The sequence below is a fragment of the Gluconacetobacter azotocaptans genome, from assembly GCF_014174355.1.
GTDB classification, from domain to species: Bacteria; Pseudomonadota; Alphaproteobacteria; order Acetobacterales; family Acetobacteraceae; genus Gluconacetobacter; species Gluconacetobacter azotocaptans.
Window position 1 is genome coordinate 22,568 of record NZ_JABEQF010000019.1, and the last position, 22,793, is coordinate 45,360.

22 protein-coding genes are annotated in these 22,793 nt (G+C 58.3%); 19 read left to right on the forward strand and 3 right to left on the reverse strand.

All coding sequences use genetic code 11. The features are described 5' to 3' along the window. Positions 1–71: 71 nt before the first annotated feature. The 5 genes from HLH34_RS16975 to HLH34_RS16995 all read left to right on the forward strand — a co-directional run bounded on the left by HLH34_RS16975 (position 72) and on the right by HLH34_RS16995 (position 8,401). Positions 72–1,058 carry a nucleoid-associated protein gene (locus tag HLH34_RS16975; RefSeq protein ID WP_183120749.1) on the forward strand — a complete coding sequence of 329 codons (987 nt, stop codon included), beginning with the start codon at positions 72–74 and terminating at the stop codon, positions 1,056–1,058. Further along, complete coding sequence (locus HLH34_RS16980) at positions 1,055–2,539, forward strand: hypothetical protein (RefSeq protein WP_183120750.1); 1,485 nt, start codon at positions 1,055–1,057, stop codon at positions 2,537–2,539. Before HLH34_RS16975 ends, HLH34_RS16980 begins: the two co-directional genes overlap by 4 nt. Before the next feature lie 472 nt (positions 2,540–3,011). After that, complete coding sequence (locus tag HLH34_RS16985) at positions 3,012–4,289, forward strand: type II restriction endonuclease (RefSeq protein ID WP_183120751.1); 1,278 nt, start codon at positions 3,012–3,014, stop codon at positions 4,287–4,289. Positions 4,290–4,488: 199 nt separating this feature from the next. Beyond that, positions 4,489–5,301, forward strand: coding sequence for a Hachiman antiphage defense system protein HamA (locus HLH34_RS16990; RefSeq protein ID WP_183120752.1), 813 nt, complete (start codon positions 4,489–4,491; stop codon positions 5,299–5,301). Then, positions 5,291–8,401, forward strand: a complete 3,111-nt coding sequence (locus HLH34_RS16995; protein ID WP_220792231.1) for a DEAD/DEAH box helicase — start codon at positions 5,291–5,293, stop codon at positions 8,399–8,401. The genes HLH34_RS16990 and HLH34_RS16995 overlap by 11 nt, the downstream gene beginning before the upstream one ends. 238 nt (positions 8,402–8,639) lie before the next feature. Here the strand turns inward: HLH34_RS16995 and HLH34_RS17000 are convergent, their stop codons facing one another. Beyond that, positions 8,640–9,569, reverse strand: coding sequence for a LysR substrate-binding domain-containing protein (locus tag HLH34_RS17000; protein WP_183120754.1), 930 nt, complete (start codon positions 9,567–9,569; stop codon positions 8,640–8,642). Between the two features lie 172 nt (positions 9,570–9,741). Here HLH34_RS17000 and HLH34_RS17005 point away from each other — a divergent pair, with 172 nt between their 5' ends. From HLH34_RS17005 to HLH34_RS17015, 3 genes are read left to right on the forward strand one after another with little or no spacing between them, the layout of a single operon-like run. Beyond that, entirely contained in the window at positions 9,742–10,296 is a 555-nt protein-coding gene (locus HLH34_RS17005; RefSeq protein ID WP_183120755.1) for a sugar ABC transporter, read from the forward strand. Next, positions 10,289–10,615 carry a hypothetical protein gene (locus HLH34_RS17010; RefSeq protein WP_183120756.1) on the forward strand — a complete coding sequence of 109 codons (327 nt, stop codon included), beginning with the start codon at positions 10,289–10,291 and terminating at the stop codon, positions 10,613–10,615. The genes HLH34_RS17005 and HLH34_RS17010 overlap by 8 nt, the downstream gene beginning before the upstream one ends. Positions 10,616–10,648: 33 nt before the next feature. Further along, entirely contained in the window at positions 10,649–11,488 is an 840-nt protein-coding gene (locus HLH34_RS17015; protein ID WP_183120757.1) for an MBL fold metallo-hydrolase, read from the forward strand. 36 nt (positions 11,489–11,524) lie between these two features. Here HLH34_RS17015 and HLH34_RS17020 read toward each other — a convergent pair whose 3' ends face one another. Continuing rightward, positions 11,525–12,160, reverse strand: a complete 636-nt coding sequence (locus HLH34_RS17020) for an NADPH-dependent F420 reductase (RefSeq protein ID WP_183120758.1) — start codon at positions 12,158–12,160, stop codon at positions 11,525–11,527. Positions 12,161–12,261: 101 nt separating this feature from the next. On the opposite strand from HLH34_RS17020, the gene HLH34_RS17025 reads away from it, so the two are divergent. Then, positions 12,262–13,200, forward strand: coding sequence for a LysR family transcriptional regulator (locus tag HLH34_RS17025; RefSeq protein WP_183120759.1), 939 nt, complete (start codon positions 12,262–12,264; stop codon positions 13,198–13,200). A 109-nt stretch (positions 13,201–13,309) separates the two neighbouring features. On the opposite strand, the gene HLH34_RS17030 is transcribed toward HLH34_RS17025, so the two are convergent. Further along, on the reverse strand, positions 13,310–14,254 hold the full coding sequence (locus tag HLH34_RS17030; RefSeq protein WP_183120760.1) for a GlxA family transcriptional regulator: 945 nt from the start codon (positions 14,252–14,254) through the stop codon (positions 13,310–13,312). A 93-nt stretch (positions 14,255–14,347) separates the two neighbouring features. On the opposite strand from HLH34_RS17030, the gene HLH34_RS17035 reads away from it, so the two are divergent. The 10 genes from HLH34_RS17035 to HLH34_RS17080 all read left to right on the forward strand — a co-directional run bounded on the left by HLH34_RS17035 (position 14,348) and on the right by HLH34_RS17080 (position 22,764). Then, positions 14,348–14,896, forward strand: a complete 549-nt coding sequence (locus tag HLH34_RS17035) for a cysteine hydrolase family protein (protein ID WP_183120761.1) — start codon at positions 14,348–14,350, stop codon at positions 14,894–14,896. Beyond that, positions 14,893–15,228, forward strand: a complete 336-nt coding sequence (locus HLH34_RS17040) for a cupin domain-containing protein (RefSeq protein WP_240161287.1) — start codon at positions 14,893–14,895, stop codon at positions 15,226–15,228. Before HLH34_RS17035 ends, HLH34_RS17040 begins: the two co-directional genes overlap by 4 nt. After that, positions 15,225–15,566 (forward strand): antibiotic biosynthesis monooxygenase family protein, encoded by a 342-nt coding sequence (locus HLH34_RS17045; protein WP_183120762.1) that lies wholly within the window; start codon positions 15,225–15,227, stop codon positions 15,564–15,566. Before HLH34_RS17040 ends, HLH34_RS17045 begins: the two co-directional genes overlap by 4 nt. 138 nt (positions 15,567–15,704) lie before the next feature. Continuing rightward, positions 15,705–16,217: a GNAT family N-acetyltransferase gene (locus HLH34_RS17050; RefSeq protein ID WP_183120763.1), complete on the forward strand. Its 513-nt coding sequence runs from the start codon at positions 15,705–15,707 to the stop codon at positions 16,215–16,217. Continuing rightward, positions 16,217–16,810 carry an alcohol dehydrogenase catalytic domain-containing protein gene (locus HLH34_RS17055; protein ID WP_183120764.1) on the forward strand — a complete coding sequence of 198 codons (594 nt, stop codon included), beginning with the start codon at positions 16,217–16,219 and terminating at the stop codon, positions 16,808–16,810. The genes HLH34_RS17050 and HLH34_RS17055 overlap by 1 nt, the downstream gene beginning before the upstream one ends. After that, positions 16,732–17,724: an IS481 family transposase gene (locus HLH34_RS17060; protein ID WP_183120765.1), complete on the forward strand. Its 993-nt coding sequence runs from the start codon at positions 16,732–16,734 to the stop codon at positions 17,722–17,724. Before HLH34_RS17055 ends, HLH34_RS17060 begins: the two co-directional genes overlap by 79 nt. Before the next feature lie 405 nt (positions 17,725–18,129). Beyond that, positions 18,130–19,395 (forward strand): MFS transporter, encoded by a 1,266-nt coding sequence (locus HLH34_RS17065; RefSeq protein ID WP_183120766.1) that lies wholly within the window; start codon positions 18,130–18,132, stop codon positions 19,393–19,395. Positions 19,396–19,445: 50 nt separating this feature from the next. After that, positions 19,446–19,913, forward strand: a complete 468-nt coding sequence (locus HLH34_RS17070; protein ID WP_220792232.1) for a MarR family winged helix-turn-helix transcriptional regulator — start codon at positions 19,446–19,448, stop codon at positions 19,911–19,913. Positions 19,914–20,091: 178 nt separating this feature from the next. Continuing rightward, positions 20,092–21,261, forward strand: coding sequence for an alpha-hydroxy acid oxidase (locus HLH34_RS17075; protein WP_183120767.1), 1,170 nt, complete (start codon positions 20,092–20,094; stop codon positions 21,259–21,261). 9 nt (positions 21,262–21,270) lie between these two features. Further along, positions 21,271–22,764, forward strand: a complete 1,494-nt coding sequence (locus tag HLH34_RS17080; RefSeq protein ID WP_275690655.1) for an aldehyde dehydrogenase family protein — start codon at positions 21,271–21,273, stop codon at positions 22,762–22,764. Positions 22,765–22,793 lie beyond the last annotated feature (29 nt).

The following is a 22,793-nucleotide window of genomic DNA, read 5'->3' on the forward strand; positions in this document are numbered from 1 at the left end:
ACATAAACAAATTGCGTTCCTGAGCGGAATCTGTAGCTTACGCTTCGTGTGATTTCATTGGGGGGAAGCAATTGCAGTTATCAGAAGAAGAGATCGAAAATCTCTCGATCGACAAGTTCATCTTTCATGTCGTTCATCATCATAACGATGAGCCGATCTTGCTCGATGAGACGCCCATCGGAGATTTCGAGGATTTCTTCCTCGAGAGGGCGATGGAGACGTTGCGGGGAAACCAGTTCACCTTCGCTGACGGTTCCATAACCAGGACACTGCTAAAGCAGGTCTTGGAGGACGAAAGCCAGTTCGTACCGGTGTCAAAGACGCTCGCGCAGACATTTCACGCTGGCAGAGATAAGCGCATCAAGCCAGGCGTGATGATCTTGATGACGCTGATCACCGGACAGCGCAAGCTGTTGTCCTTGCTGAAATACGACCATGAAGAGGCAGTCACCTACGACATTACCGATGATGCAAAAGCGATCCTGAAAGCAATTACGAATTCGTTCACGAAATCGGCCGACGCGCTGCAAAAGTCTGCCTTAATCGAGATTGTCGATGACGATGACAACATCGTTGTTGTAGACAAAACCGTTCGTCACGAGATCACCGACTTCTTCCGTGGATTTCTTGTATGCAAGCGCCTCTTCGATGACAAGCAAATGACCCAAGCCGTCGAGGCACTGGTCGTTGAAGTGGTTAAAAAACATCAGAACGACCTGCCGAACGATATCACGCAAAATGTGCGTGATCGGTACTACGACACGGTTCAGAAGCGCGATAAATTCGATGCCACCGAGTTCTTCGCCGAATTTTTCGGTGCACATGGCAGCGCTGCAGTGCGGGCCAGCTTCGACAAAGGTTTGGCCAAAACAGGCATGGAAGGCGAGGTCTTCAACTTCGACAAAGGTGCAGTGAAAAAGCAGCGTCCACAGAAGTATAAGACTGCTGAAGGTGTGAAGATCGACGTGCCGGAGCAGGCTTCGGATACCGTGAAAACGACAACAACGGCATCGGGTACCGTCATTACCATCACGACTAGCCGATTGACGAACCTATGACGCTCGACGAGATTGTCGAACTCGGTGTACTGTTTCAGCGAATGGCCGCATCGGAAGGTGCAGTCTTTACCGAGACGACGTCGGTCTGCCGAGTCGATCAAATCTCGAAAATTACCGCTGCGGACTTCAAACGGATTTCTGAGTTAGCCTCGGCGCTGGCCCAGGCCAAGCGAGGAAAGCTGGCCGTGTTTGGAAGCATCAGCGGGGAAGTTGACCTCGAAAGGGGGGACGTGTCGAGCATAGAGGGCGAAGCTGTCGCCGTTCGTCTGACGAAGAACGTCGAAGCGGAGGCGGCGTATTTTGTCACTCGAGGAGGCTTCGAGGCTGCCCTCAGTGATGAAGAGTTCATGCGTGGCACTCACAAAATCTGGATCGCCGAAGATTTTTTGCCCTTTTCTACGAGATCATGCGTCTATTCCCCTTGGGGGAGCGCGGTCAAACATAAGCGCTTCGAAGACACCTTTGACAGCCCACGGCGGTTAGTTCGGGACCAGAGCTATCTTTCGGCTCCAACCGACATCAGACCCTGGTACCTTATGATTCCAGGTGATGAGAATTCCGGCGTTTTCGCCGCTTGGAAAGAAGCTGCCGTGAGGAACCTGATCTTTTGTCTGCCAACCGAAATTCGAGCCTCGGATGAAACCAGACAGGTCGTGTTGAAAGGCGCCAGGTCTGTCTTCGCCGATGTCGATCTCAGCAAGTCGCAATCTCAGCTTTTTGACGTTGTCACGGATGCGGTCCGGTGGGTCTACGATCAACGGCGTGATACCGAGACGAAGTTCCACCTGCTCAACAACCACTTGGCGTTGTACTGGCCGGAGAAGGCTAAGTGGCCCATGGGTCTGGCAGACGTGTTGGACCACGCGTTGGCCAGCGCTCGAGAGGCCTTTGCTTTCCACCTACAGGACGATAGCAAGGAGGCAATCAAATCACTAGGCGATCTCCGGAAGGCTTTGCAGGAAGAGGTTACGCGATCGCAGTCAGCCACGCGCGATCTTTTGTCTGCTCTTTGGCGAGATGCAGCCATCGCGGGTGCGGCATTTGCTTTGCGTTCGGCTACAACCAATTCCTCTGCGGTGAACATTGCCTCGTTGGGTGCGGCGGCTCTGCTGTTTGCGAGCTTGCTGACCACGGTGCTTTCCAATTGGCGATTTGATGTCCTCGCCAAGCAAGTGCGCGGGCAATGGCGGGAGCGCCTTTACGCCTTCATGTCCGAGAAGCAGTGGGTTGAACTGGTGACCCAACCAGTCTCTCGAGCTCGATGGGTTTATCGAGTTTCAATTGTCCCGGTGTTCGCAGTCTATGTTGTGCTGATTGGTGCACTCTTGTGGGTAGTGTATCCCGCCGAAGTGATGGCAGTTGCGGGGCCTATCCTCGCCGTGTTGTCAGACGCTTGGCGTTCGATTGGCGACCTATGGGATCGGTTTACACCTGCTCCGATCTTAACGTCTTCGCCCCCATCTACACCAACACCTTCATAACCCGGGCGTGAAATGTCCGCTTTGCGCCAATATCAGACAGAGCCTACGCTGGTCTTCTATGACGGCAATGAAGGCGTAAGAGGATAGGGCTCTGAATAAAGAAACCTTCTGTTTGAGGAGGGCTGGGGCCCATTAATTTTAGGAATGGGTCAGGCACAGGCGGAAAAAAGTTTATTGAAATAGTCTATTAATACCGCTTCGCTCTCAACTTGCGATTGTCGCAATTTGAGGATCAATCCTGCCCCGCAACCACTTGCAGTTTTTGAAACCTCGCGAAGTCAACGGCTTAGCGGGGTTTTGCTATGCATAAATTGAGGCCGTCATTTTGAGAACTGTTTAATTCCAGAGACTTAAGGGAGGTGGGTTCAAAGCGGGGATATCATACCTCGCAACCACTTGCGATTATCCGCATTGACGTGAGCTACTGTTACAATCAGGGTCAGGAGCAAATGTAATTTTAGCTTCTGGACTGATGACCGACCTTATTCGAGACCTCATGCTTCGCTGGCGGGACGATCCGGCAGGGACTTATCAGAGCTGGTTTCTGTGGGATGAGCGCCTCAAGAACTTCCGGTCTATCCGCCGCGGGCTGCAGCAGGTTGTCGCCGAAATTGCCGCTGGCACGTTCGGGGTCGCCTATCGTGGCTCATCCCTGGAAACGGTTGTCCATTCGATTGCGGAGCAGCGCCAGATTTTCAAGGGTGCGGATCACGCCTTCCTGTGGAAGCCGAAGCTACGCATTCCCGATATCTACGAAGATTCTGCCAACCAGAAAGCATTCGGACAGCTTCTTGATACCTGTCTGTGCTGCAATACTGAAGAACATGTGGTCTCGGCCATTCATACAATCGATGCCCGGAAGATAAAAGGGCTGGGACCAGCCGTCGCCAATCTGTTGTATTTCCTGCATCCGACGATCATGCCGCCTTTCAATACGGCGATCGTGAACGGCTATAATGCCCTGACCGGCTCAAAGGTGAAGCTGGGGCGATGGGACGAATATCTTGCCATGCGGCAGGGCATCCTGAAGCTGAATGCGACCTATCGTTCGCTGCTGTCCAATGATCTTGGTGCCATCGGAGGACTGCTGTTTGATCTCGGAAGCGGACGCTATACAGCGCCGCCTCTCAAGGATGACGAAACAGCGCGAAAACTCTGGGAAGCCGATCTTCATCAGGTGAGGGAGCAGAGCGCAAAAGAGACCCGGATCCTCGCATCGGAGCGTGAAACGGATCATACTCATACCGAAATTCAGGGCTGGCTTCGCGATCTGGGGCTTTCCCTGGGGTATGATGTCTGGATTGCCGCCAACGATCGCAGTCGTCCATGGCAGGACGGTAAATTGGGGGATGGCTGCCTGTCAGTGTTGCCGGGGTTCACGACGGAAACGCAGGGAGCGGAATCTGTGCGTCTGATCGATGTCCTATGGCTGGACCGGGACAGCTACGGGATTGTTGCAGCCTTCGAGGTCGAGCATTCAACGACCATCTATTCCGGCATCGTGCGGATGCTCGATCTTGCTCTCGGGTCAGAGGCGCAGGCTCTAGAGGGGCTGTTCCTTGTCGCGCCGGACAAGCGGGAAGCCGATGTGCGGGAACAGTTGAGACGACCGGCCTTCAGTAGGATAGCCGATCTGAAAGTCCGGTATCTGCCTTATGGGGCGCTTGAGAAGGATCGTGAGGCAATCGAACGCTTTGGTTACGGACTAAAGCCTATCCAGGCCATATCCCATCTGCTTGCCCCAGTATGATGGTGATGGCCGGAATGCAGGGAGAGCGGTATGTCGGTTATCGGGACGAGACGGCCGATAGCAGCCATTAGCAGTGTTCACGTTCATGACAGCTACCACTAATTGCGCTCAAGTATTTATTGCGAATTCTTGTCGTGTGCAGCGAAGAAGGCACGCGACCGAATTCAATCAGACTTAGAGCGGTGCAGGGGAAAGAATTGTGCCACTACCTGACCACTTAGCGTGGCTGACCGACACCGGCCAGCGGCAAAATACCGCTTGCGGACGAGAGGTTCAGATTTGGGCACTGACGCCCCAAGAAGATGCAACGATCCTCTCGTCATGGGCGAAGCACTTCCGAGAGCATTACATTAACGACACCGACTTGCCGATCATGGTAAGTGGCACGGGCCAATCTAATGCTGAATATTTGCGATCGACACTATTCCCTGATCGCGCGCAAGGCTCCGGTCCGAGCCTGCGTTCAGGGGATTTCGGTGAGATACTTGTGGCCGACTATATTGAACACTTCCTCGGATACTGGTGTCCTCGCGAGCTTCGGTATCAAGACCGATGGAACCGCAACGACTCCACAAAGGGATGTGACGTCATAGGCTTCAAATTTGCCAATGCCGTTCCCGGCCCCGATGATGAACTTTTCGTGTTCGAGTCCAAATCAGGTCTCCGTCCCAGTCTGGCTCATCGCCTACAGGACGCGATCGACGACAGTATCAAGGACAGACTTCGCGAGGGCATGAGCCTCAACGCAATCAAACGGCGTTTCGTAGACCGCGGGGCAATCGATGATGCTCGCCGCGTCGAACGGTTCCAGAGCATTGCGGATCGTCCTTTCCGACGCATCAATGGCGCGGCGGCCATTCTTGATGACGCGGTGTTTGCGGGGACGGATCTGACAGTCGCAACGGCTGCCGCTCATTTTAATCAGGAAAACCTGCGCCTTATCGTCATTCGTGGCCCGGATTTGATGACCCTTGTCCACGCCCTCTATGAGCGCGCAGCCGATGAAGCCTGAAGCGAATTCTCTCACGATCCTGTCGACCGCTCGAGCGCGTGCGAAGATGCACGAGTTTCGTGTCGCACCAGAGGACTTCAACCGGCTTCCCCGCGATCCGTTCATGCTGTTCGAGCTTGCGATCGGTATCCTTGGTGACATCTCCTCATCTATTGCGGACACAATCGGGGGCGCTCCTGGGGTAGGAATGCCGACGCCCGCAGGGTGGGTCGAAGCCGACAATCCCCGCGACGCTTTACGTTTCGCGTCCGTCTTCTTCGATGCCTATCTCAATGCAAAACTAGATGCAGAACTGACCGTGGAGTTCTCACTCCTATGTGCCGCCTCTTATTACATTGCGGGTAACGTCGGCAGTGCAGCGGTCATCGCCCGACACATGCCCGTGCCGGACGTCGATTTGTCTGGTGGTCTGGGCGTCCTACTCTACAAGATTCTTCGCAACGACTTCACGCCAGTGGAAGGGGGCCATACCCACCAATTGGCCACCAGTCGACTGCTGGGAACGCTCGGATCATTCTTCCGTTTGGAAGTTGGTGCTGCGGCCGTCGCCGACGCGGTAAGGCACATCCGCCAATATTTTCATCGTGCCGGTTCGCCCCGCGAACTGCTTTATGCGGATCTCTTCGGGGCACTGTGCGCCATGAAAATTCAGAATGGGTCACGCACAATCCTCCCCAATGCCTCGGGGCTCTCGATCGATCTTTGGCGTTCTGCTCTCGCCAAGGTTCATTTTCCGATCGAGCTTTGGCCAGCGCAACAACGTATAGCGCAAGCGGGCATATTGCAGGGTAGGTCTGCCGTGATCCAGATGCCGACCAGTGCCGGCAAGACGCGCGCGACCGAACTCATCATCCGATCCGCCTTTCTGTCTGGCCGGGCACACCTTGCGATCATCGTGGCGCCTTATCGATCCCTCTGCCACGATATCCGCAGCGATCTCGCGACAGCCTTTGCCGGTGAAAACGTGCGCCTTGATGAGGCTTCCGACTCCTTTCAACTCGACCTTGTGCTCGATTTTTTATTCGCCGAGGACTCAGTGCTCGTCGTTACCCCGGAGAAGCTGCTCTACATGCTTCGAAGGGCGCCTGAACTCGCTGACCGCATCGGCCTGCTGATCTATGACGAAGGCCATCAGTTCGACGGCATTACCCGAGGCCCAACATATGAGCTGTTACTGACGTCGTTGAGGATGGCGCTCTCAGCGGAAGCACAGACGGTCCTGATCTCTGCGGTTATCGGCAACGCATCTGACATTTCCGCATGGCTGATCGACGACCCTGAAGCGGTCATTGGAGGGGAAGGATTGCTCCCGACCGCGAAGAGTATCGCGTTCGCCAGTTGGCAGGATCAGCGCGGACGGCTGGAATACGTTCGTCCAGAGGACCCGTCCGAGCGCGAATTCTTCGTACCTCGCATCATCGCTGACATGGAAATCCCGCGACGTGGGCGGGAACGCATACAACGCCGTTTCCCCGAAAAAACCGGTGGGGACGTAGGGCTCTTCCTTGGCCTTCATGTTGTCCCCAATGGCAGCGTCGCTATTTTCTGCGGGCGGAAAGATAGCGTCACTAAGATTTGTTCGCGTGCAGTCGATCTCATGGATCGCAGGCTGGAAATGGAATGGCCAGTGGCGCAATCCGACGCGTCCGAGATCGAGAAGCTGCGAGCCCTCTCAGAGTATCAGCTCGGCGCCGCAGCGCCCGCAACACGGGCGGCGGCCCTCGGAATTTTCGCACACCACGCTGACACCCCGCATGGCATTCGACTGGCGATCGAATATGCGATGAAAGAAGACCTCGCCAAGTTCGTCGTTTGCACATCAACGCTTGCCCAAGGGGTCAATTTCCCACTCAGATACCTTATCGTCACGTCGATGCGCCAAGGCGGTGAGCAGATATTGGTCCGGGACTTTCACAATCTTATGGGCCGTGCCGGTCGCGCGGGAATGCACACCGAGGGGAGTGTTATCTTCTCGACGCCCTCGATTTACGACCAGCGTAAGCAGATCAACGGAAGATGGACCTGGAATAACGTTACCGAGCTACTCGATGCCAACAATTCGGAGCCTTCGCATAGCTCAATTCTGGCGCTCTTTAATCCCTATGTGCAGCGCCAGCCACCTATAGTCCAGGAAATGTCCTCGGCCTGGCTGAACCTTTCATTCGCCGATGCTGCGCGCATCGACGCGGTCGTTGCCGAGGCCCTGGCGGTGCAACCCAACATTAGCGAGCGAGAGTTCCGGCGTTTCATCGAAGGCCGTGCCCGAGCCGTCCAGAATATCGCTGCGTTTCTCATGGCGAACATGACCTTCGCAGATGGTGAAGATATGGGTGCCCGCACGACCGAGTTGGCGACCCATACGTTGGCCTATTTTCTGGCGGATGATGCTACGCGTCTGCAATTAATCGAGGTTTTCCGTTCGATCGGCCAAGCCATCATAGCAAATACGGACGGCGATCAGCGCGCCCTCATTCGGCGCTCGCCGCTCCCACCCGCGGCGGTCGCAGAGCTTCAGACATGGGTGGTGGAAAATCTTGATTCCTTGCGCGCCGCTGCGGTTGAAGGCCGATTGTTCGCGGAAATCTCCCCAGTCATCCTTCGCTTCGTATCCTCTCGGGCGGTCCGGACTATCAGCGTTCCCGCAATCATTCCGCGCGCGTTGCAGGAATGGGTGGCTGGTCGAACCTACGCCTCGATATTTGAGACGCTTTCAGAGGCCGGTGTTCGGGTGAGCGGCGGCCACGTTACCGTTGAGGATACGGTCGCTCTTTGTGAAAGCGGCTTCGGCTTTGATGCGGCAATGATTGCTGCCTCGATCGCGGATTTGACCGAAGACCTTGATGGCCAGTTGCACTCCGCAGCCGCATTTCTACAAAGACAAATCAAGTATGGCCTAACCGATAGGGCGACGATCGCTTTTCACGAGGCCGGCTTCGCGGATCGCTACGTTGCTACAGTCCTAGGCATGGCATGGGCAAACGTGACAGACCGCAGCGGGGTGAGAGCCGCCTGTCGGCAGGAAGAGGTGATGCGGGCGGTGCTCGCCAATATCCCGAGCTACTTTATGACGGTCGCAGCGGAGCTTGGCGGCTGGGTGTAAACGAACCTCCGCTTCTGGGATGGGCTCCAAGGGTCTTGAACGGCCGAATGGAGACGGAAGCTGACGTAGCTTTGGATTCATAAACTCTACGTTTTATGAGGGCAGGGGCCATTTATTTCAGTAAGAGGTCATGCATCGGTCGAAAAAAGTGCATTAAAACAGCCTATTAATACCGCTTTGCTCTCAACTTGTGATTGCCGCAAGCTGAGAGCTAATCTTGCCCCCGCAACCACTTCTGTTATAGCTCGCTGATCGTAGACGTATAATGCGGATCAGACGCATGCTCCGTTGTTTGGGCCTCCGACAGTAACCATTCCGTAAATGCCAGGAGCGGACCTGGGCTCAGCCTGACCGGCTCCGGCAGAACGAGACAGAAGGTCTTGGAGATCGAATCCCCATTAGGCCAGGGCGCGATCAGACGGCCTTCCGCTAGTTCGGTCTCGACATAGAGGCGCGGTATTAGCGCCACACCGAGACCGGCCAGCGCGGCCTCAATCAGCATGATATGCAGATCATAACGGGCACCGATAGCGGGGTTCGTCAGTGTGATCCCGGTTTCCCGTGCATATCGTTGCCAAGCGTCCGGGTTTTGCCGTCGATGCAGGCGCGGTAAATCATCCAGCGTCGTCGCCCCGTTCCTGCCCAAAAGCGTGGGATGGCAGACGGGAAGCAGCACTTCATTCAGCAGGTGGTGCGTCCGCATTCCCGTCCAGGCCGGGTGGTCGAAATGGATCGCGGCGTCAAAACCGCTGCCGGCAAGGACAAAGGGTTCCATCCGCTCTGCGAGATGTACTGTGACATTTGGATGCAGTTCCCCGAACCGTCCTAATCGAGGAATGAGCCACCGTGTTGCGAAAGTCGGGATAGTGGCGATGTCGAGGCTCGCGCCATCCCTGGGTTGTCCCATCAGCACCTGACTATCACGCTCCAAGCGGTCGAGTGTCTCGCGAACCTGAGCAGCATAACGTTCTCCGTTCGGCAGGAGGCGAACACGATTTCCGATCCGCTCGAATAGTATGACGCCGAGAAAGGCCTCAAGCCGGGCGATCTGACGGCTGATCGCTCCTTCGGTCAGAGCTAGTTCATCCGCTGCACGGGCAAAACTGCCATGACGAGCCGCAGCTTCGAAGGCCATGAGCGCGGAGTTGCTTGGTATCTTGCGGCGCATGAGCGATTTCCGACTCATTGATTCATTTCTTTGGTCAGTCTTGCCATGACATTAGATCACTGAAGGATGATCCAATATCGATATATGTGCCGAGATTATCCGATTACCATGATAAACAATCAACCATAGATGTGGTCAGGCCGTATTAACGGTGCCGGTCAAGGGATGTCAGATGATCTACACGGTGGAATGCAGCTTTGCCGATCCGCGCAGCGAAGCGGAATGGAACGATTTCTACAGTCTGGACAAGTTGCCGGCTCTGGTCTCGGTCAGCGGCTTTCATACCTCCCAGCGTTTCAAGGCATTGACTGAAGGTTGTCCCGTCTATCTTGCCGTTCACTCGATCGACGGCTTCGATGTCCTGACAAGTGAAGAGTATCGTCAGAAGGGCGGTGGCAATTTCGCGCGGTGGCAGCCTCACATTACCGACTGGCATCGCAATCTTTACGCTGGTCTTGATCGCGCTCCCTCCGTCGGGCCGGACGAGATTCTGGCGATGAGCGCGAAAGGCCCGGAATCCTTGATCCGCTTGGGCTTCGCCTTCAACGAACTGCACGCGGTCGCGTTGGAAAAATTCCCGGAATATCGATGGCTCGCCAAGCTGCACCGCTCCCAGACGTTCGAGGCTCTGTCGACGGATATTCATCTCTATGAGCCGATGACCGCACAGTTGGTCAATTCCGAAGATGCCGTCCCCGAAAAGCCTCGGCAGGCCAGCGATGCCTAACGTCACGCTTTTTATATTGCAGGACAAGATGCCGTCGGAAGAGACACTTACGACGCTCACTCAGGAATGCACAGCGCTTTGCACGGACCTCCTCGGGGCAGCATTGGACAAGGTGCATATCATCTACGTCGCCGTCCGGCACGGTCGTGGGCATCCGGTTTTTGCCGAAATTAAATTTCGGCTGGAAGTGTTTCGAACAGCCTCTGTCATGGAAAAGTTCATGGAGGAAATCGGTGACAGCATAAAGCGCAATACGGACCTTTCTGCCCGTATTCGCTGCTTTGGATATCCGACCGAAAACATTCACGCCCGCAACTGAATGACCGCCAAGCAGAGAACTCAGGAGAGAGTAATGTCGGCTACACAATTCCCCTCCCAGCAGGTCGGAGATTTCACGATCACGGCGATCAGCGATGGCAATCTGAGCGCCAGTCTGGATCTCCTCCCGAATATCGAGCCCACGGATGCGGTACGGATGGAAGATGAAGCGGGGGTGAAGGACACCTCCGCCATTCATATAAACTGCTATCTGGTACGCGGGGGTGGTCGCACGGTCCTGATTGACGCTGGAGCTGGTGGTTTCAAGCAATGGGGAGGCCTTCTGGCGTCCAATCTTCCACAGACCGGAGTGCAGCCTTCCGGGGTCGACACGATTCTGCTGACGCATGCTCATCCAGATCATGTTGCTGGGCTTTTGGATAAGAACGGGGAGTCCGTCTTTCCGAATGCCGAGCTTGTCGTCCATAGGCGAGAAGTCGAGTTCTGGCAGGATGACGGCAATCTGAGCCGCGCAAGCGAGCGGGCGCATGGGAATTTCCTCATGGCGCGTCAAGTATTCGAAAATTATCGAGACAGGTTACGTCTTTTCGAGGGTGGTGAGGTATCCCCCGGCCTGACGGCCGCGCCGCTTCCGGGACATACGGCGGGGCATACTGGCTATCGCCTCGAATCCAGCGGTCGAAACCTTCTGATCTGGGGGGACATCGTTCATTTCCCAGAGATTCAGATTCCACGCCCGGATGTGTCGATCGCTTTCGACCTAGACCCACTTCTCGCAGCTGAGACACGGGCACGACTGCTTGACCTCGTTAGTTCTGAGCGATTGCTGATTGCCGGCATGCATCTTCGCGAACGCGGTTTCGGACGCATTGAGCGAAAAGATGGGAGTTACTGCCTTGTCTATGAACGATAAGCCACGGACGGCTTGCTACTGCCGATCCGACAGCCCTTACGGTGTGCTCCGTACGGCGACGGCGAGCGCCTTTTCCAGATCCAGCTTGTTCAGTCTGGCGCAATAGGCGGGCGTGCCGTTCTCGAAGCGCCAGCCTTCCGAAAGCGGCCCTGCGTCCACGGTATCGAAGCAAAATTCCTGATAGAGTTGCGCGGCGACCGCCTTGGCCTGCGGGTCGTCGCCGGCAAGCGGCAAAGCCAGCCGTTCCGGCGATCCAACAGGGCGACTGTCTTGCTCAAGATCGGTCATCCGAACGGCGTTGAAGGCTTTCACGATGCGCGAGTGCGGCAGATGGGCGGCCAGCAATTCGCTGGTGGTGGTTTCATGCCGGTCCAACTCGGAAATATGGCCGTCCCGTTCCGGATAGTAGTTGTCGGTATCGATTACGATCTTTCCAGCCAGCGGCGCGACCGGCACGGTGCGGTAGGCGGACAGGGGAACGGCGACGACGGCGATCTCCCCGAATCGGACTGCCTCGTCGACAGTGCCAATCTCGCAGCCGATGAGGGCGCGAAGACTGAAGAGCGTCTGTGGCCCGCGTGAATTGCTGACCATGACCTGATGACCAGTGCGAACGGCCAGTGTCGCGATGGTGCGCCCGACGAATCCCGCGCCGATGATGCCGATTTTCATGATGGTCCTCCTGTTTTCTCGTCGAGAACCACGGTAATTGGGTGTCGTGTAGCGATAAATAACGTATTTGGCTTCATACTCACAACCATGAGGAGGCAATCATGGACCGGCTGACCAGCATGGGCGTGTTCGTCAAGGCGGCCGATCTCGGATCCTTCGCCGCGACAGCCGAGGCGCTGGGTCTGTCACCACAGATGGTCGCCAAGCATGTCGCGTTTCTCGAAAGTCGCCTCGGCGCGACTCTGCTGGCCCGCACCACGCGCCGGCAGAGCCTGACCGATATCGGCCGGGCCTATTACGATCGCTGCAAGGCGATCCTGGCGGAGGCGGAAGCCGCCGACGCGCTGGCAGCGGATATGCGTGCCCGGCCGACCGGCACGCTGCGGGTCAATGCGCCGATGACTTTCGGCACCTACGCGCTTGTCCCGTTTGTTACCCACTATCTCGCGGAATATCCGGAGATGCGGATCGATCTTACGCTCAACGACCGTTTCGTCGATCTTCTGGAAGATGGATATGACGTGGCAATCCGCATCGGCGAGGTCGGTGATACATCGCTCGCGATACGCTCGCTGGCTCCGTACAGGCTGATCGCCGCTGCCTCGCCTGCCTATCTCGCCGCACGGGGCATCCCACGCACGCCCGTCGAACTGGGGGCGCATGACTGCCTCGTCTATGCCTATTGGTCGCCGTCGATTCCCTGTCGCTGGCGCTTCATCCGCGATGGCAGAACGGAAGAAGTGCAGGCCAACGGGCGGCTGCGCAGTAACGACTGGAATGCAGTGCTACGGGCCGTGCAGGAGGGATTCGGCATCACGCTGGGACCGGAGAGCGTTCTGGAGCCCGAGATCCAGGCTGGCCGCCTCGTCCGGCTCTTGCCGGATTATGAAGGACCCGCCCGCCCGATGCATGTCCTCACCTCGGCCGCGCGCCGTCCGACCGCGAGCCTGCGCAGCTTCGTGGAGGCCGTCGTTGAAGAATTCGGCGAATGCGGCCTGTACGATTCCTTGCGCGCTCCACCATCGACACGGACAGATTGATCGTCGCAATAAAGAGTCTTCGACCCCGAAGGGTTCGCAGAAGCCGGGCAGCAACGCGATTTCACCCGCCTCGCCGGCGGGAAGGCATTGGATTCGCAGGATTTTGTCTTCAGAAAGTCGGCCTGACGGTGAACCGCTCGCGGTATTCGGCGGGCGAGAGGCCGGTGAGCCGAAAGAAGAGCTTCTTGAATGCGCCGGTATCCTGATAGCCGGCCTCCCATGCGATCCGCTCCAGCGGCAGGACGGTTGTCTCCAGGAGGTCACGGGCCCTCTCCACTCGCAGATGCTGGGCATATTCTCTCGGCGAAATCCCGGTCGCCTTACGGAAGCGGCGCAGGAAGGTCCGTTCCTCCAGGCCCGAAACGCGAACCATCTCGGCAACGCGCGCCTCGCGGGCTGCATCCGTGCGCAGCCAGTGCTGGATCGTCAGGATTGCGCGGTCGCCATGGGTGAGAACCGGAGCGAACTGCCGATAATGGCGCTGGTCGCGCCTTGGCGGATCGATCAGCAGGTCGCGCGCCGTTTCGGCCATGACCATCGGCCCCAGCAACTTCTCGATCAGGCGCAGGCCGAGATCGGGCCAGGACATCACGCCCGCAACCGTCAGGATGTCGCCGTCATCCACCAGCAGCCGGTCGGGATCGACGCGGATGGTGGGATGCAAGGCCCGTAGCCGTTCGGCGGATCGCCAATGCGTCGTCGCCGCCCGGCCGTCGAGCACGCCGGTGGCGGCAAGCAGGAACGTGCCGGCACACACGGCGGCGAGGATCGTGCCGCGTTCGTGGCAGGTTCGCATCCATGCCAGAAGGCCGGTCATCGTCTCGGGTGCGGGTGATCCGGTCAGGGTAGGCGGCACGATGATCACGGAAGGCGTCGTGGCAGGGGGCGGGTCCTCCGTGATTGTCGTGACGCGGAGCAGTGGCCCGTTTCGGTCGAGATGCGTTCGGGCCTGTTCGTCGGCGACGGCGAACAGATCCTCCATGCCGTGCAAAGCGGCCTGCTGCGCGCCGGGATAGGCGACGAGAACGATCTCATGCGGTTCCGGTGTCGTCATGTGTCGGATATGACCATGATTTTGTCTTTTCCGCCACTGGGCGGCGGTTGCGGCGCCAGTATTCTGCCCGCATCAGACCAAAGGAGAGCGGATATGACGGACAAGGCCCTGATCATCGTGGATCTCCAGAACGATTATTTCCCCGGCGGGCGCTGGGAACTGGTCGGTATCGAGCGGGCAGTCGCCAATGCGGCGCGCGTGCTGGCGACCTTCCGGGAGAAGGGGCTGCCGATCATTCATATCCGGCATGAATTTCCGCCGGAGAACGCCCCGTTCTTCGCGCCAGGGTCGGACGGCGCGAAAATCAACGCCGCCGTCGTGCCACGAGAGGGCGAGACGGTCGTGCCTAAGCATCACCCGAACGCGTTTCGGGACACGCCGCTCAGGGCGCTTCTCGATGAGAAAGGCATAAGCGCGCTGACGGTCCTCGGCGCCATGAGCCATATCTGCATCGATGCGACCGTCCGCGCGGCGGTAGATTTCGGATATGACGTGACACTCGTCTACGACGCCGTCGCCACCCGCGACCTCTTGTTTAACGGGGTTTCGGTTCCTGCGGCGCACGTCCACGCCGCCTATATGGCCGCGCTATCCTTCGCCTATGCGACTGTGGTGTCCACGGACGAAAGCCTCGGAACATGATTGAAGATGGTGTGGACATGGCCCGCGTCATTCGGTCTGGAGACTATATCGGCGGCAAGGCATGGGATGCCTTGGAGATCGAGACGTTCGAGGATGTCACCGTCCGTCTTCATTGGACCGATCGTCCCTATGTCTGGCACGTGAATGACGGTCCGGAAGTGTTCGCAGTGCTTGACGGGGTGGTTGAAATGCATGTGCGTCATTCTGGCGGACAGCGGATGTTCCGCCTGGAACCTGGCGATATTTTCCATGTTCATGAGGGCGACGAGCATAGGGCAATGCCGCAGGGTGCCGCACGAATTCTCGTCATCGAGCGAAAGGGCAGTGTATGAGCCTCGCGCAAACGCCTGAACCGCCCTATTATGCTGTTATCTTCACGTCGATCCGAACAGATCTCTCCGAGGGATACGACGAGACGGCGCAGAGAATGGAACTGGCTGTCACGATGCCGGGCTTTCTCGGGGTCGAGTCGGCCCGGAATGACGTCGGCATCACGGTTTCGTATTGGCGGACCCTCGATGACATTGCATGTTGGCGTGAGCATGCGGAGCATCGTCTGGCCCAGCAAATGAGCCGAAGCACATGGTATTCGTCCTATACGACGCGCATCTGCCGTGTTGAGCGGGCTTACTCCCATAAGAAGACTCAACATCCGGAAGACAAGCCATGATTGGTAGAGGCTATCACACGGAGATTCGTCCACATTGTCTCCGGTTTGATCGGAATGTTAGAAGAACGTAATGTCGGCAAAAGCATCATCCAAGTGTAGAATACGAATGGATTGCCGCGATCCGGGAACGCGACCGTGATGATTGAGACCGAGAGATTGCGCCTTTCGCTCCATCAGGCGACAGATTTCGACGATCTGCGCGAGATGTGGGGCGATCCGAATGTCGTTCGCTACATCAGCGGTGTGCCCTCTTCGGAACAGGAGAGCTGGTTTCGCCTTCTCCGATATCGCGGCCTGTGGGATCTCCTTGGATACGGATATTGGTGCGTCCGGTCGAAAGCGGACGGACGATATGTGGGCGATGTTGGCTTCGCCGATCTGAAGCGCCTGATTGAGCCGCCCTTGGGGGCCGTCCCGGAAGCCGGATGGGTTCTGGCGTCGTGGGCTCATGGTCGGGGATTCGCCACGGAGGCGCTCCGGGCCGCGTTGGCATGGATGGATGGACGCGGTGTGGACCGCACGGTGTGCATTATGGCTTCGGAGAACGACACATCCCGCAGGGTGGCTGAGAAATGTGGATATTCTCTGAAAGGCAACGTCAGCTTCCGGGATCGGCCGACGCTGCTTTTGCAGCGCGAGAGGAAACGATAATGACGATCCCGCATGCTTCGACATACCGTGCCTGGGCTTGGCAGCAGCCGGGTGAACCTGAACAGCTTCTACTGGAGGAGCAGGTCGTTGCGCCTCCGGGGCCAGGCGAGATCGTCGTACGAAACACCATAATCGCGCTCAATCCGGTCGATTGGAAGGTCATTGCGCAAACACCTGCCGGTTGGAGACCTGGGCATGTGCCGGGCGTTGATGGTGTCGGGACCGTCTCGGCGGTCGGCGAGGGCGTGAGTGTCCCGGTCGGAGCCCGCGTGGCCTATCATCAGGGCCTCGGCAAGCCGGGCAGTTTCGCGGGCTATACGACCATGGATCCCGATTGCGCGCTCGTCATTCCAGGGAGTGTGAGCGACGAGAGCGCTGCAGGAATTCCCTGTCCGGGACTGACGGCGTGGCAGGCGCTGGCCAAGGTGCCGGACATACCGAATCGCGACGTATTAGAATGTTTAGTCCCGGGATTTGATGGTGCATTGTTTTCCCGAGAGTGGAGGGATGCGCTATGGGCCAGGTTCACCACGGGAGCGCCACCACGACAGCGGCAGTCCGTCGAACGATACAGCATAGTCAAGAGAGTCTGAGGGTTTTGGCGAAACGCTATGGGATCAACCCGAAGACAGTCGCCAAATGGAAGGGGCGGTCCGATACGACGGATCGGCGCACTGGCCCGAAGGCTCCTCTTTCGACGGTCTTGTCGATCGAGGAGGAGGCCATTGTCGTGGCGTTCCGCCGCCATACATTATTGCCTCTGGATGACTGCCTTTACGCGCTACAGGCGACGATCCCGCATCTGACGCGCTCTTCACTGCATCGTTGTCTTCAGCGCCATGGGATCAGCCGCCTGCCCGATACCGAAGGCGACAAGCCCAGGCGCTCGAAGTTCAAGACTTATCCGATCGGCTATTTTCATATCGACATCGCCGAAGTCCGCCCCGAAATGGGGCGCCTCTATCTCTTTGTGGCGATCGACCGGACGTCGAAATTTGCATTCGTCCAACTGCACGAGAAAGCAACACGTCGCGTTGCCGGTGACTTCTTGCGCGCCCTCGCCGCTGCGGTTCCATACCGCATCCATACCGTGCTGACAGACAATGGCACGCATTTCACCGATCCGACCGGCGACGGATGGACACCGGAGGATATCAAAGCCATGCGGGCCGATGGCGTCCTGTTCCGTTGCCATTCTTTCGAAGCGGCCTGTGCCGACCTCGATATCGAGCATCGCCTGACAAAACCCCGACATCCGTGGACGAATGGCCAGGTCGAACGCATGAACCGGACGATCAAGGAGGCGACGGTCAAGCGCTTCTATTACGAAACGCATGACCAACTGCGCCAGCACCTCACCGATTTCGTCGCGGCCTACAATTTCGCCCGCAGGCTCAAGACACTGCGCGGGCTCACCCCATATGAATTCATTTGCCAGCAGTGGGAAAAAGAACCATCACCGTTCATACAAAATCCGCACCACCAAATCCCGGGACTAAACAGCTAGACCGCCAGGAGCATCGCCCGAAACATCGAAAGGGGCGGCCACGTAGGTTCGCCCTGCGTCGAAGGATACAGCGGTGCCAGCATATCGCCGATTGGCTTCCAATCGATCAGGGCTGCGATCTCGTCCAGCGATGACGTAGGCCGATCCGCGCGGGAGAACCCAAGACAATCCTGACCGATTGATCGATGCGCCATCACAGTCTCCGACGTCCCGAATCGAATGCCAGCGAATCATCAATTGCACCCGCCGTCCGCTATCCGCACACAGGTTCACTACGGCCGAGCAAAGCCATTGAATTCACGACATATCCCTTCTCTGTTACCCACGTTGTGGGAAGGGGTAAAATTAGTTGAAAGTTCACATGATGTATGATCTAATCTTGTAATGATATCGGAAGGTGTCCGCATGAAACCTGCCAAGCGTGCTTTATGCAGTGCAATGGCCGGAAATATTGTGGAATGGTATGATTTTTCTTTGTACTTGGCCGCAGCCCCGTTAATTTTTAGTCAATTATTCTTTTCGGGAGCGCAGACGGCTTTCATGCATCAGGTCGAGGCGGCGGCGTTTTTTGCCGCAGGCTTCGTGGTGCGTCCCGTCGGTGGCATTCTATTCGGCTATCTTGGAGACCGCTACGGGCATCTGGTTTCACTGCGTTGGACGTTGCTCCTGATCGGCGCGGGGACGGCCGCGATTGGAGCGTTGCCCGGTTTCGATACGATTGGCCTTTATGCGCCGTCGATCCTTCTTCTGCTCCGTCTTGTGCAGGGTGTCGCTGCCGGGGGTGAGTGGGCCGGTAGTATTCTGGTGATCGAAGGTGCAGCCGCGGGCGCGCGGAACAAGACCGTACTGTTGTCCCTGAGTCAGGCCGGCGTTGCGGCTGGCATGGTCCTGGGAACGGTCGCGCTTTGGCTGGCCAGTTGCCTGCCCCATGAAGCATTCCTGCGCTGGGGGTGGCGAGCGGCCTTCGTGGCGCCTTTACCGTTCGTCGGGCTTGGGATCTTGCTCCGAACCTCGATGGACGGAGGGGCGAGAAGGGTGGAGCCGCACGGCCTCTCACGCTTTCCGTTGGTGACCCTCGTACGTCGCGAGCCGGTGGCCGTTCTGCGCGGGATCGGCATTCGTCTGGCGGAAAATGGCGGCGTCTATCTGATGACCGTTTTCGGCCTGTCGTACGGACGGGAGCAGCATATACCGGACACTGTTCTGCTGCTGGCCATGACACTGGGCCTTGCCGCAGACGGCCTGGCGATGCCGCTTTTCGGCTGGCTTGCGGTCCGATACGGCGCGCAGCGCGTCTATTTGGGGGGTATCATCGGGCTCTCCTGTCTGGCGCCGCTATTTTTTCTCCTGGTCGCGTCGGGCCAAACGGGGTATGTCATGCTTGCCTTCGTTCTGGTCATGGCGCTAGGTCACGCGCCGATGATCGCCGTCGAGCCGATCTTGCTGGCGCGCCTGTTCGCCGATGGAGAGCGCTATACCGGGGTGGCCGTTTCTCATGAAATCGGGGCGGTGCTGGCGGGCGGCCTTTCACCCCTTATGGCGACGCTTCTCTATCATGCGAGCGGGAGCGTGAATGGCGTCATTCTCTATCTTCTGCTGCTGGCGACGTTCTCGGCGATCGCACTTTGCGGGCGTGGAACAGGGCGTGACAAACCCGCTTCCTTCTCCTGAAGGGATGGGCTAGGTCTGCGGACCGTAACAGAGGCGGCTGGGGATAGCACTTGAAGCGCGGCAAAATTTGGCGGCAGGCGAATCCGACGGATCCCGCCTTCTCCCCCGAGACATCTCCCTTCTTTCACCTGTCCCGCCTGGTCGGGCTTTATCATCTACGCATGGATGCGCACCTGAAGCCGATCGGGATGGATGTGCCGCGCTGGCGCGTCATCAATATCCTCCATGAGCATGAGTGCGCGACGATCAGTACGATTGCCGATCTGGCGGTGATCCGCGTCTCGACCATGACCAAGCTGGTCTATCGGATGGAAGGCGAAAGGCTGGTCAGTACTGCGGTCTCATCGACCGACGGTCGCGTTACCGAAGTGCGCCTGACCGAGAAGGGGCGTAACGCGCTGGATCAGGTGCGAAGCAAGGCGGGGCTGATCTTTGAGCGCGCGTTTCATGACATCGAGGATGCGGATATACAGACCTTCATGACCCTGACACGGAAAATTTACGACAATATTTATTGAGGATCGGAGCGGAGGGTGCGGTTGCGAATCCGCGCCCCGCCGTCTGTCTCCTGTCCTGGCACCGGCCGCAGCCATGCATGCGGCAAAAAAATTTGCCAAATAAGTGGAATAATCAACTATTCCATATTAGCATCGGTATCGCTGCCCCTGGCGGCGGCGATGTGGGTGTGGAGTAGGCATGATCGTTTCCGTGGACCAGCTCCGTCAGGCTGCGCGTGGCACATTGCCACGCTGGCTGTTTGATTATGTCGATGGCGGTGCGTACTCAGAAGCGACCCTAAGACGTAACAGGGACGCGCTTGCCGAGCGGCATCTGCTTCCTTTCGTCCTGCGTGGCGTGGCGCGGCCCGATGCCGGCGCGTCGATCCTGGGTGTCAGGCAACCGTTTCCGATCGGGCTCGCCCCGGTGGGAATGGCCGGCATGTTGGACGCACAGGGAGAGATCGCCGCCGCGCGCGCGGCGACCGCCCGTGGTGTGCAGATGTGCGTTTCTCACTTCTCGATCTGTTCGATCGAGGAGATCGCGCGTGCTGTCGATCCTGCATTTCTGATGTTCCAGCTCTATATTTTTCGCGATCGTGCGGTCACCGAGGACATGGTGCGGCGCGCCTGGGCAGCAGGTGTCAGGACGCTGGTCGTGACCGTCGATACCCCGGTCACACCGTTGCGGGAGCGGGATGTCCGGAATGGATTCCGCCAGATTTCCCGTCTGTCCCTTCGGCAGATCGGGCAGATGCTTCCGCGCCCCGGATGGACCTGGCGCATGGTGCGGCGCGGACATTGCGTGATCGGCAACCTTGTTCCCTACGATATGGGGACGACCCTTTTTTCGCAGGCGGCGGCTATTTCCCGGTCGCTCGATCCGGCGATCGGGTGGGACGACATGGCATGGCTGCGTACGATTTGGAAAGGTCGTCTTGTCGTCAAGGGCGTCATGCAGCCGGCCGATGTCGCGACATGTGCCGATCTGGGCCTGGACGGCGTCGTGCTGTCCAATCATGGCGGGCGGCAGCTCGATGGCAGCGCTTCGGCGGTCGATGTGCTGGAGGCCGGCATACGTGCGGCGAATGCCCGGCTTCAGATCCTGGTGGATGGCGGGTTCCGGTACGGTGGAGACGTCGCGAAGGCCCTCATGCTTGGTGCCGCCGGCGTGATGATCGGCCGCCCGTGGGCTTACGCGCTGGCCGCGAATGGAGAGAAGGGCGTTACCGACGTGCTGAAATATTTCCGGGACGGACTTCTTTCGACCATGACCTTGCTGGGGGCCGCCGATCTCGGTGCGCTGCGCGGCGGGCGGAAGTCGCTTCTTCTTGAAGCACGCCAGACGACATCGTTCGATGAAGAATAGGGGCATTAGATGAGCATGACATCCGTCCTGCCCGACGTGCGGGCATTTCTTGAACGCCGCCATGGTCTCTACATCGATGGAGGATGGGTGGCCTCGTCCGGCGAGGCGCGGCTGCCGGTTTTCGACCCTGCGAGCGGGGAGAAGATATCGTCGGTGGCGGACGCCACCGAGCAGGACGTCCAGCGCGCGGTACAGGCGGCGAAGGCGAGTTTCCTTTCAGGACCATGGCGCGGCATGCCGCCGGTCGCCCGTGAACGAATCCTGCTGCGCTTGGCCGACCTGGTCGAACGTGATGCGGAAATCCTGGCCCAGCTCGAGACGTTGGAACAGGGAAAATCCATTACCCTGTCACGTATTCTGGAGGCCGGATCGTCACAGGCGTGGATCCGCTATGTCGCGGGTCTAGCAACGAAAATAACCGGGCAAAGCTTCGACGTATCGATCCCGTTGCCGCCGGGGGCGCGTTACGCGGCCTATACCCGAAAGGAACCGGTCGGTGTCGTCGCCGGTATCGTGCCGTGGAATTTTCCGCTTCTGATCGGCGTCTGGAAAGTATTGCCGGCCCTGGCGGCCGGGTGTTCCGTCGTTGCCAAACCGTCTGAAACGACCCCGCTGACGATGCTGCGCCTTGCCGAACTGGCGACCGAGGCGGGAGTCCCGGATGGTGCATTCAACGTCGTGACCGGCAGCGGCGGCGTCGCCGGTGAGGCGCTCGTGCAGCATCCGGATATCGCCAAGGTCAGTTTCACGGGTTCGACGCCGGTCGGCAAGCGCATTGCCCGGAATTGTGCGTCGCGTCTGGCCCGCGTGTCCCTGGAACTGGGTGGAAAGAACCCGGCGATCGTCCTGGCGGATGCGGATGTCGATCGTGTGGTCGGCGGATTGACCTTGGCTGGCTTTCTCAATCAGGGGCAGGTCTGCGCGGCATGTTCCCGAGTGTATGCCGAGGCGTCGATTTTCGATCGGGTGGTGGCGGGATTGCAGCAGGCGGTGACCGGTATGTCTATCGGGCCCGGCATGGACGAGACGGCGCAGATCAACCCCGTCGTGTCGCAGGCTCATCAGAAAAGGATTCAGTCTTACCTGGAGCGGGCGGAAAAGGCAGGAGCGGAGATCCTGTCGGGACCTCCCGCACCGGAGGGACGCGGATTCTACGTTCCGCCCGCCCTTGTCGTGAATCCCGACGATACGCTCCCGCTTGTACGAGAAGAGGTATTCGGACCGGTCATGACGGTCACACGCGTGGCCAACGCCGAAGAGGCACTTGTGCGGGCCAACGACACGCCCTTCGGTCTGGCCGCGAGCGTCTGGACCGGCAGCCTTCAGGCGGCGATGGAACTGCCGCCCCTGTTGCAGGCCGGGACAGTGTGGGTGAACAGTCACGTCATGATTGATCCGAATATGCCGTTCGGCGGTATGAAAGAGTCCGGGGTCGGCCGGGATTTCGGAACGGGATGGCTCGACGCCTTCACCGAAACGAAATCCATCTGCGTCCGGTATTGAGACGACATCATGCGGAATCGCTTCTCGCG

Excerpts from the sequence above, each read along its gene's own strand:
- HLH34_RS16980 (WP_183120750.1), top strand. The coding sequence starts at position 1,055 with ATGACGCTCGACGAGATTGTCGAACTCGGTGTACTGTTTCAGCGAATG.
- HLH34_RS16985 (WP_183120751.1), top strand. The coding sequence starts at position 3,012 with ATGACCGACCTTATTCGAGACCTCATGCTTCGCTGGCGGGACGATCCG.
- HLH34_RS16995 (WP_220792231.1), top strand. The coding sequence starts at position 5,291 with ATGAAGCCTGAAGCGAATTCTCTCACGATCCTGTCGACCGCTCGAGCG.
- HLH34_RS17000 (WP_183120754.1), bottom strand. The coding sequence starts at position 9,569 with ATGCGCCGCAAGATACCAAGCAACTCCGCGCTCATGGCCTTCGAAGCT.
- HLH34_RS17005 (WP_183120755.1), top strand. The coding sequence starts at position 9,742 with ATGATCTACACGGTGGAATGCAGCTTTGCCGATCCGCGCAGCGAAGCG.
- HLH34_RS17010 (WP_183120756.1), top strand. The coding sequence starts at position 10,289 with ATGCCTAACGTCACGCTTTTTATATTGCAGGACAAGATGCCGTCGGAA.
- HLH34_RS17015 (WP_183120757.1), top strand. The coding sequence starts at position 10,649 with ATGTCGGCTACACAATTCCCCTCCCAGCAGGTCGGAGATTTCACGATC.
- HLH34_RS17020 (WP_183120758.1), bottom strand. The coding sequence starts at position 12,160 with ATGAAAATCGGCATCATCGGCGCGGGATTCGTCGGGCGCACCATCGCG.
- HLH34_RS17025 (WP_183120759.1), top strand. The coding sequence starts at position 12,262 with ATGGACCGGCTGACCAGCATGGGCGTGTTCGTCAAGGCGGCCGATCTC.
- HLH34_RS17030 (WP_183120760.1), bottom strand. The coding sequence starts at position 14,254 with ATGACGACACCGGAACCGCATGAGATCGTTCTCGTCGCCTATCCCGGC.
- HLH34_RS17035 (WP_183120761.1), top strand. The coding sequence starts at position 14,348 with ATGACGGACAAGGCCCTGATCATCGTGGATCTCCAGAACGATTATTTC.
- HLH34_RS17040 (WP_240161287.1), top strand. The coding sequence starts at position 14,893 with ATGATTGAAGATGGTGTGGACATGGCCCGCGTCATTCGGTCTGGAGAC.
- HLH34_RS17045 (WP_183120762.1), top strand. The coding sequence starts at position 15,225 with ATGAGCCTCGCGCAAACGCCTGAACCGCCCTATTATGCTGTTATCTTC.
- HLH34_RS17050 (WP_183120763.1), top strand. The coding sequence starts at position 15,705 with ATGATTGAGACCGAGAGATTGCGCCTTTCGCTCCATCAGGCGACAGAT.
- HLH34_RS17055 (WP_183120764.1), top strand. The coding sequence starts at position 16,217 with ATGACGATCCCGCATGCTTCGACATACCGTGCCTGGGCTTGGCAGCAG.
- HLH34_RS17060 (WP_183120765.1), top strand. The coding sequence starts at position 16,732 with ATGGGCCAGGTTCACCACGGGAGCGCCACCACGACAGCGGCAGTCCGT.
- HLH34_RS17065 (WP_183120766.1), top strand. The coding sequence starts at position 18,130 with ATGAAACCTGCCAAGCGTGCTTTATGCAGTGCAATGGCCGGAAATATT.
- HLH34_RS17075 (WP_183120767.1), top strand. The coding sequence starts at position 20,092 with ATGATCGTTTCCGTGGACCAGCTCCGTCAGGCTGCGCGTGGCACATTG.
- HLH34_RS17080 (WP_275690655.1), top strand. The coding sequence starts at position 21,271 with ATGAGCATGACATCCGTCCTGCCCGACGTGCGGGCATTTCTTGAACGC.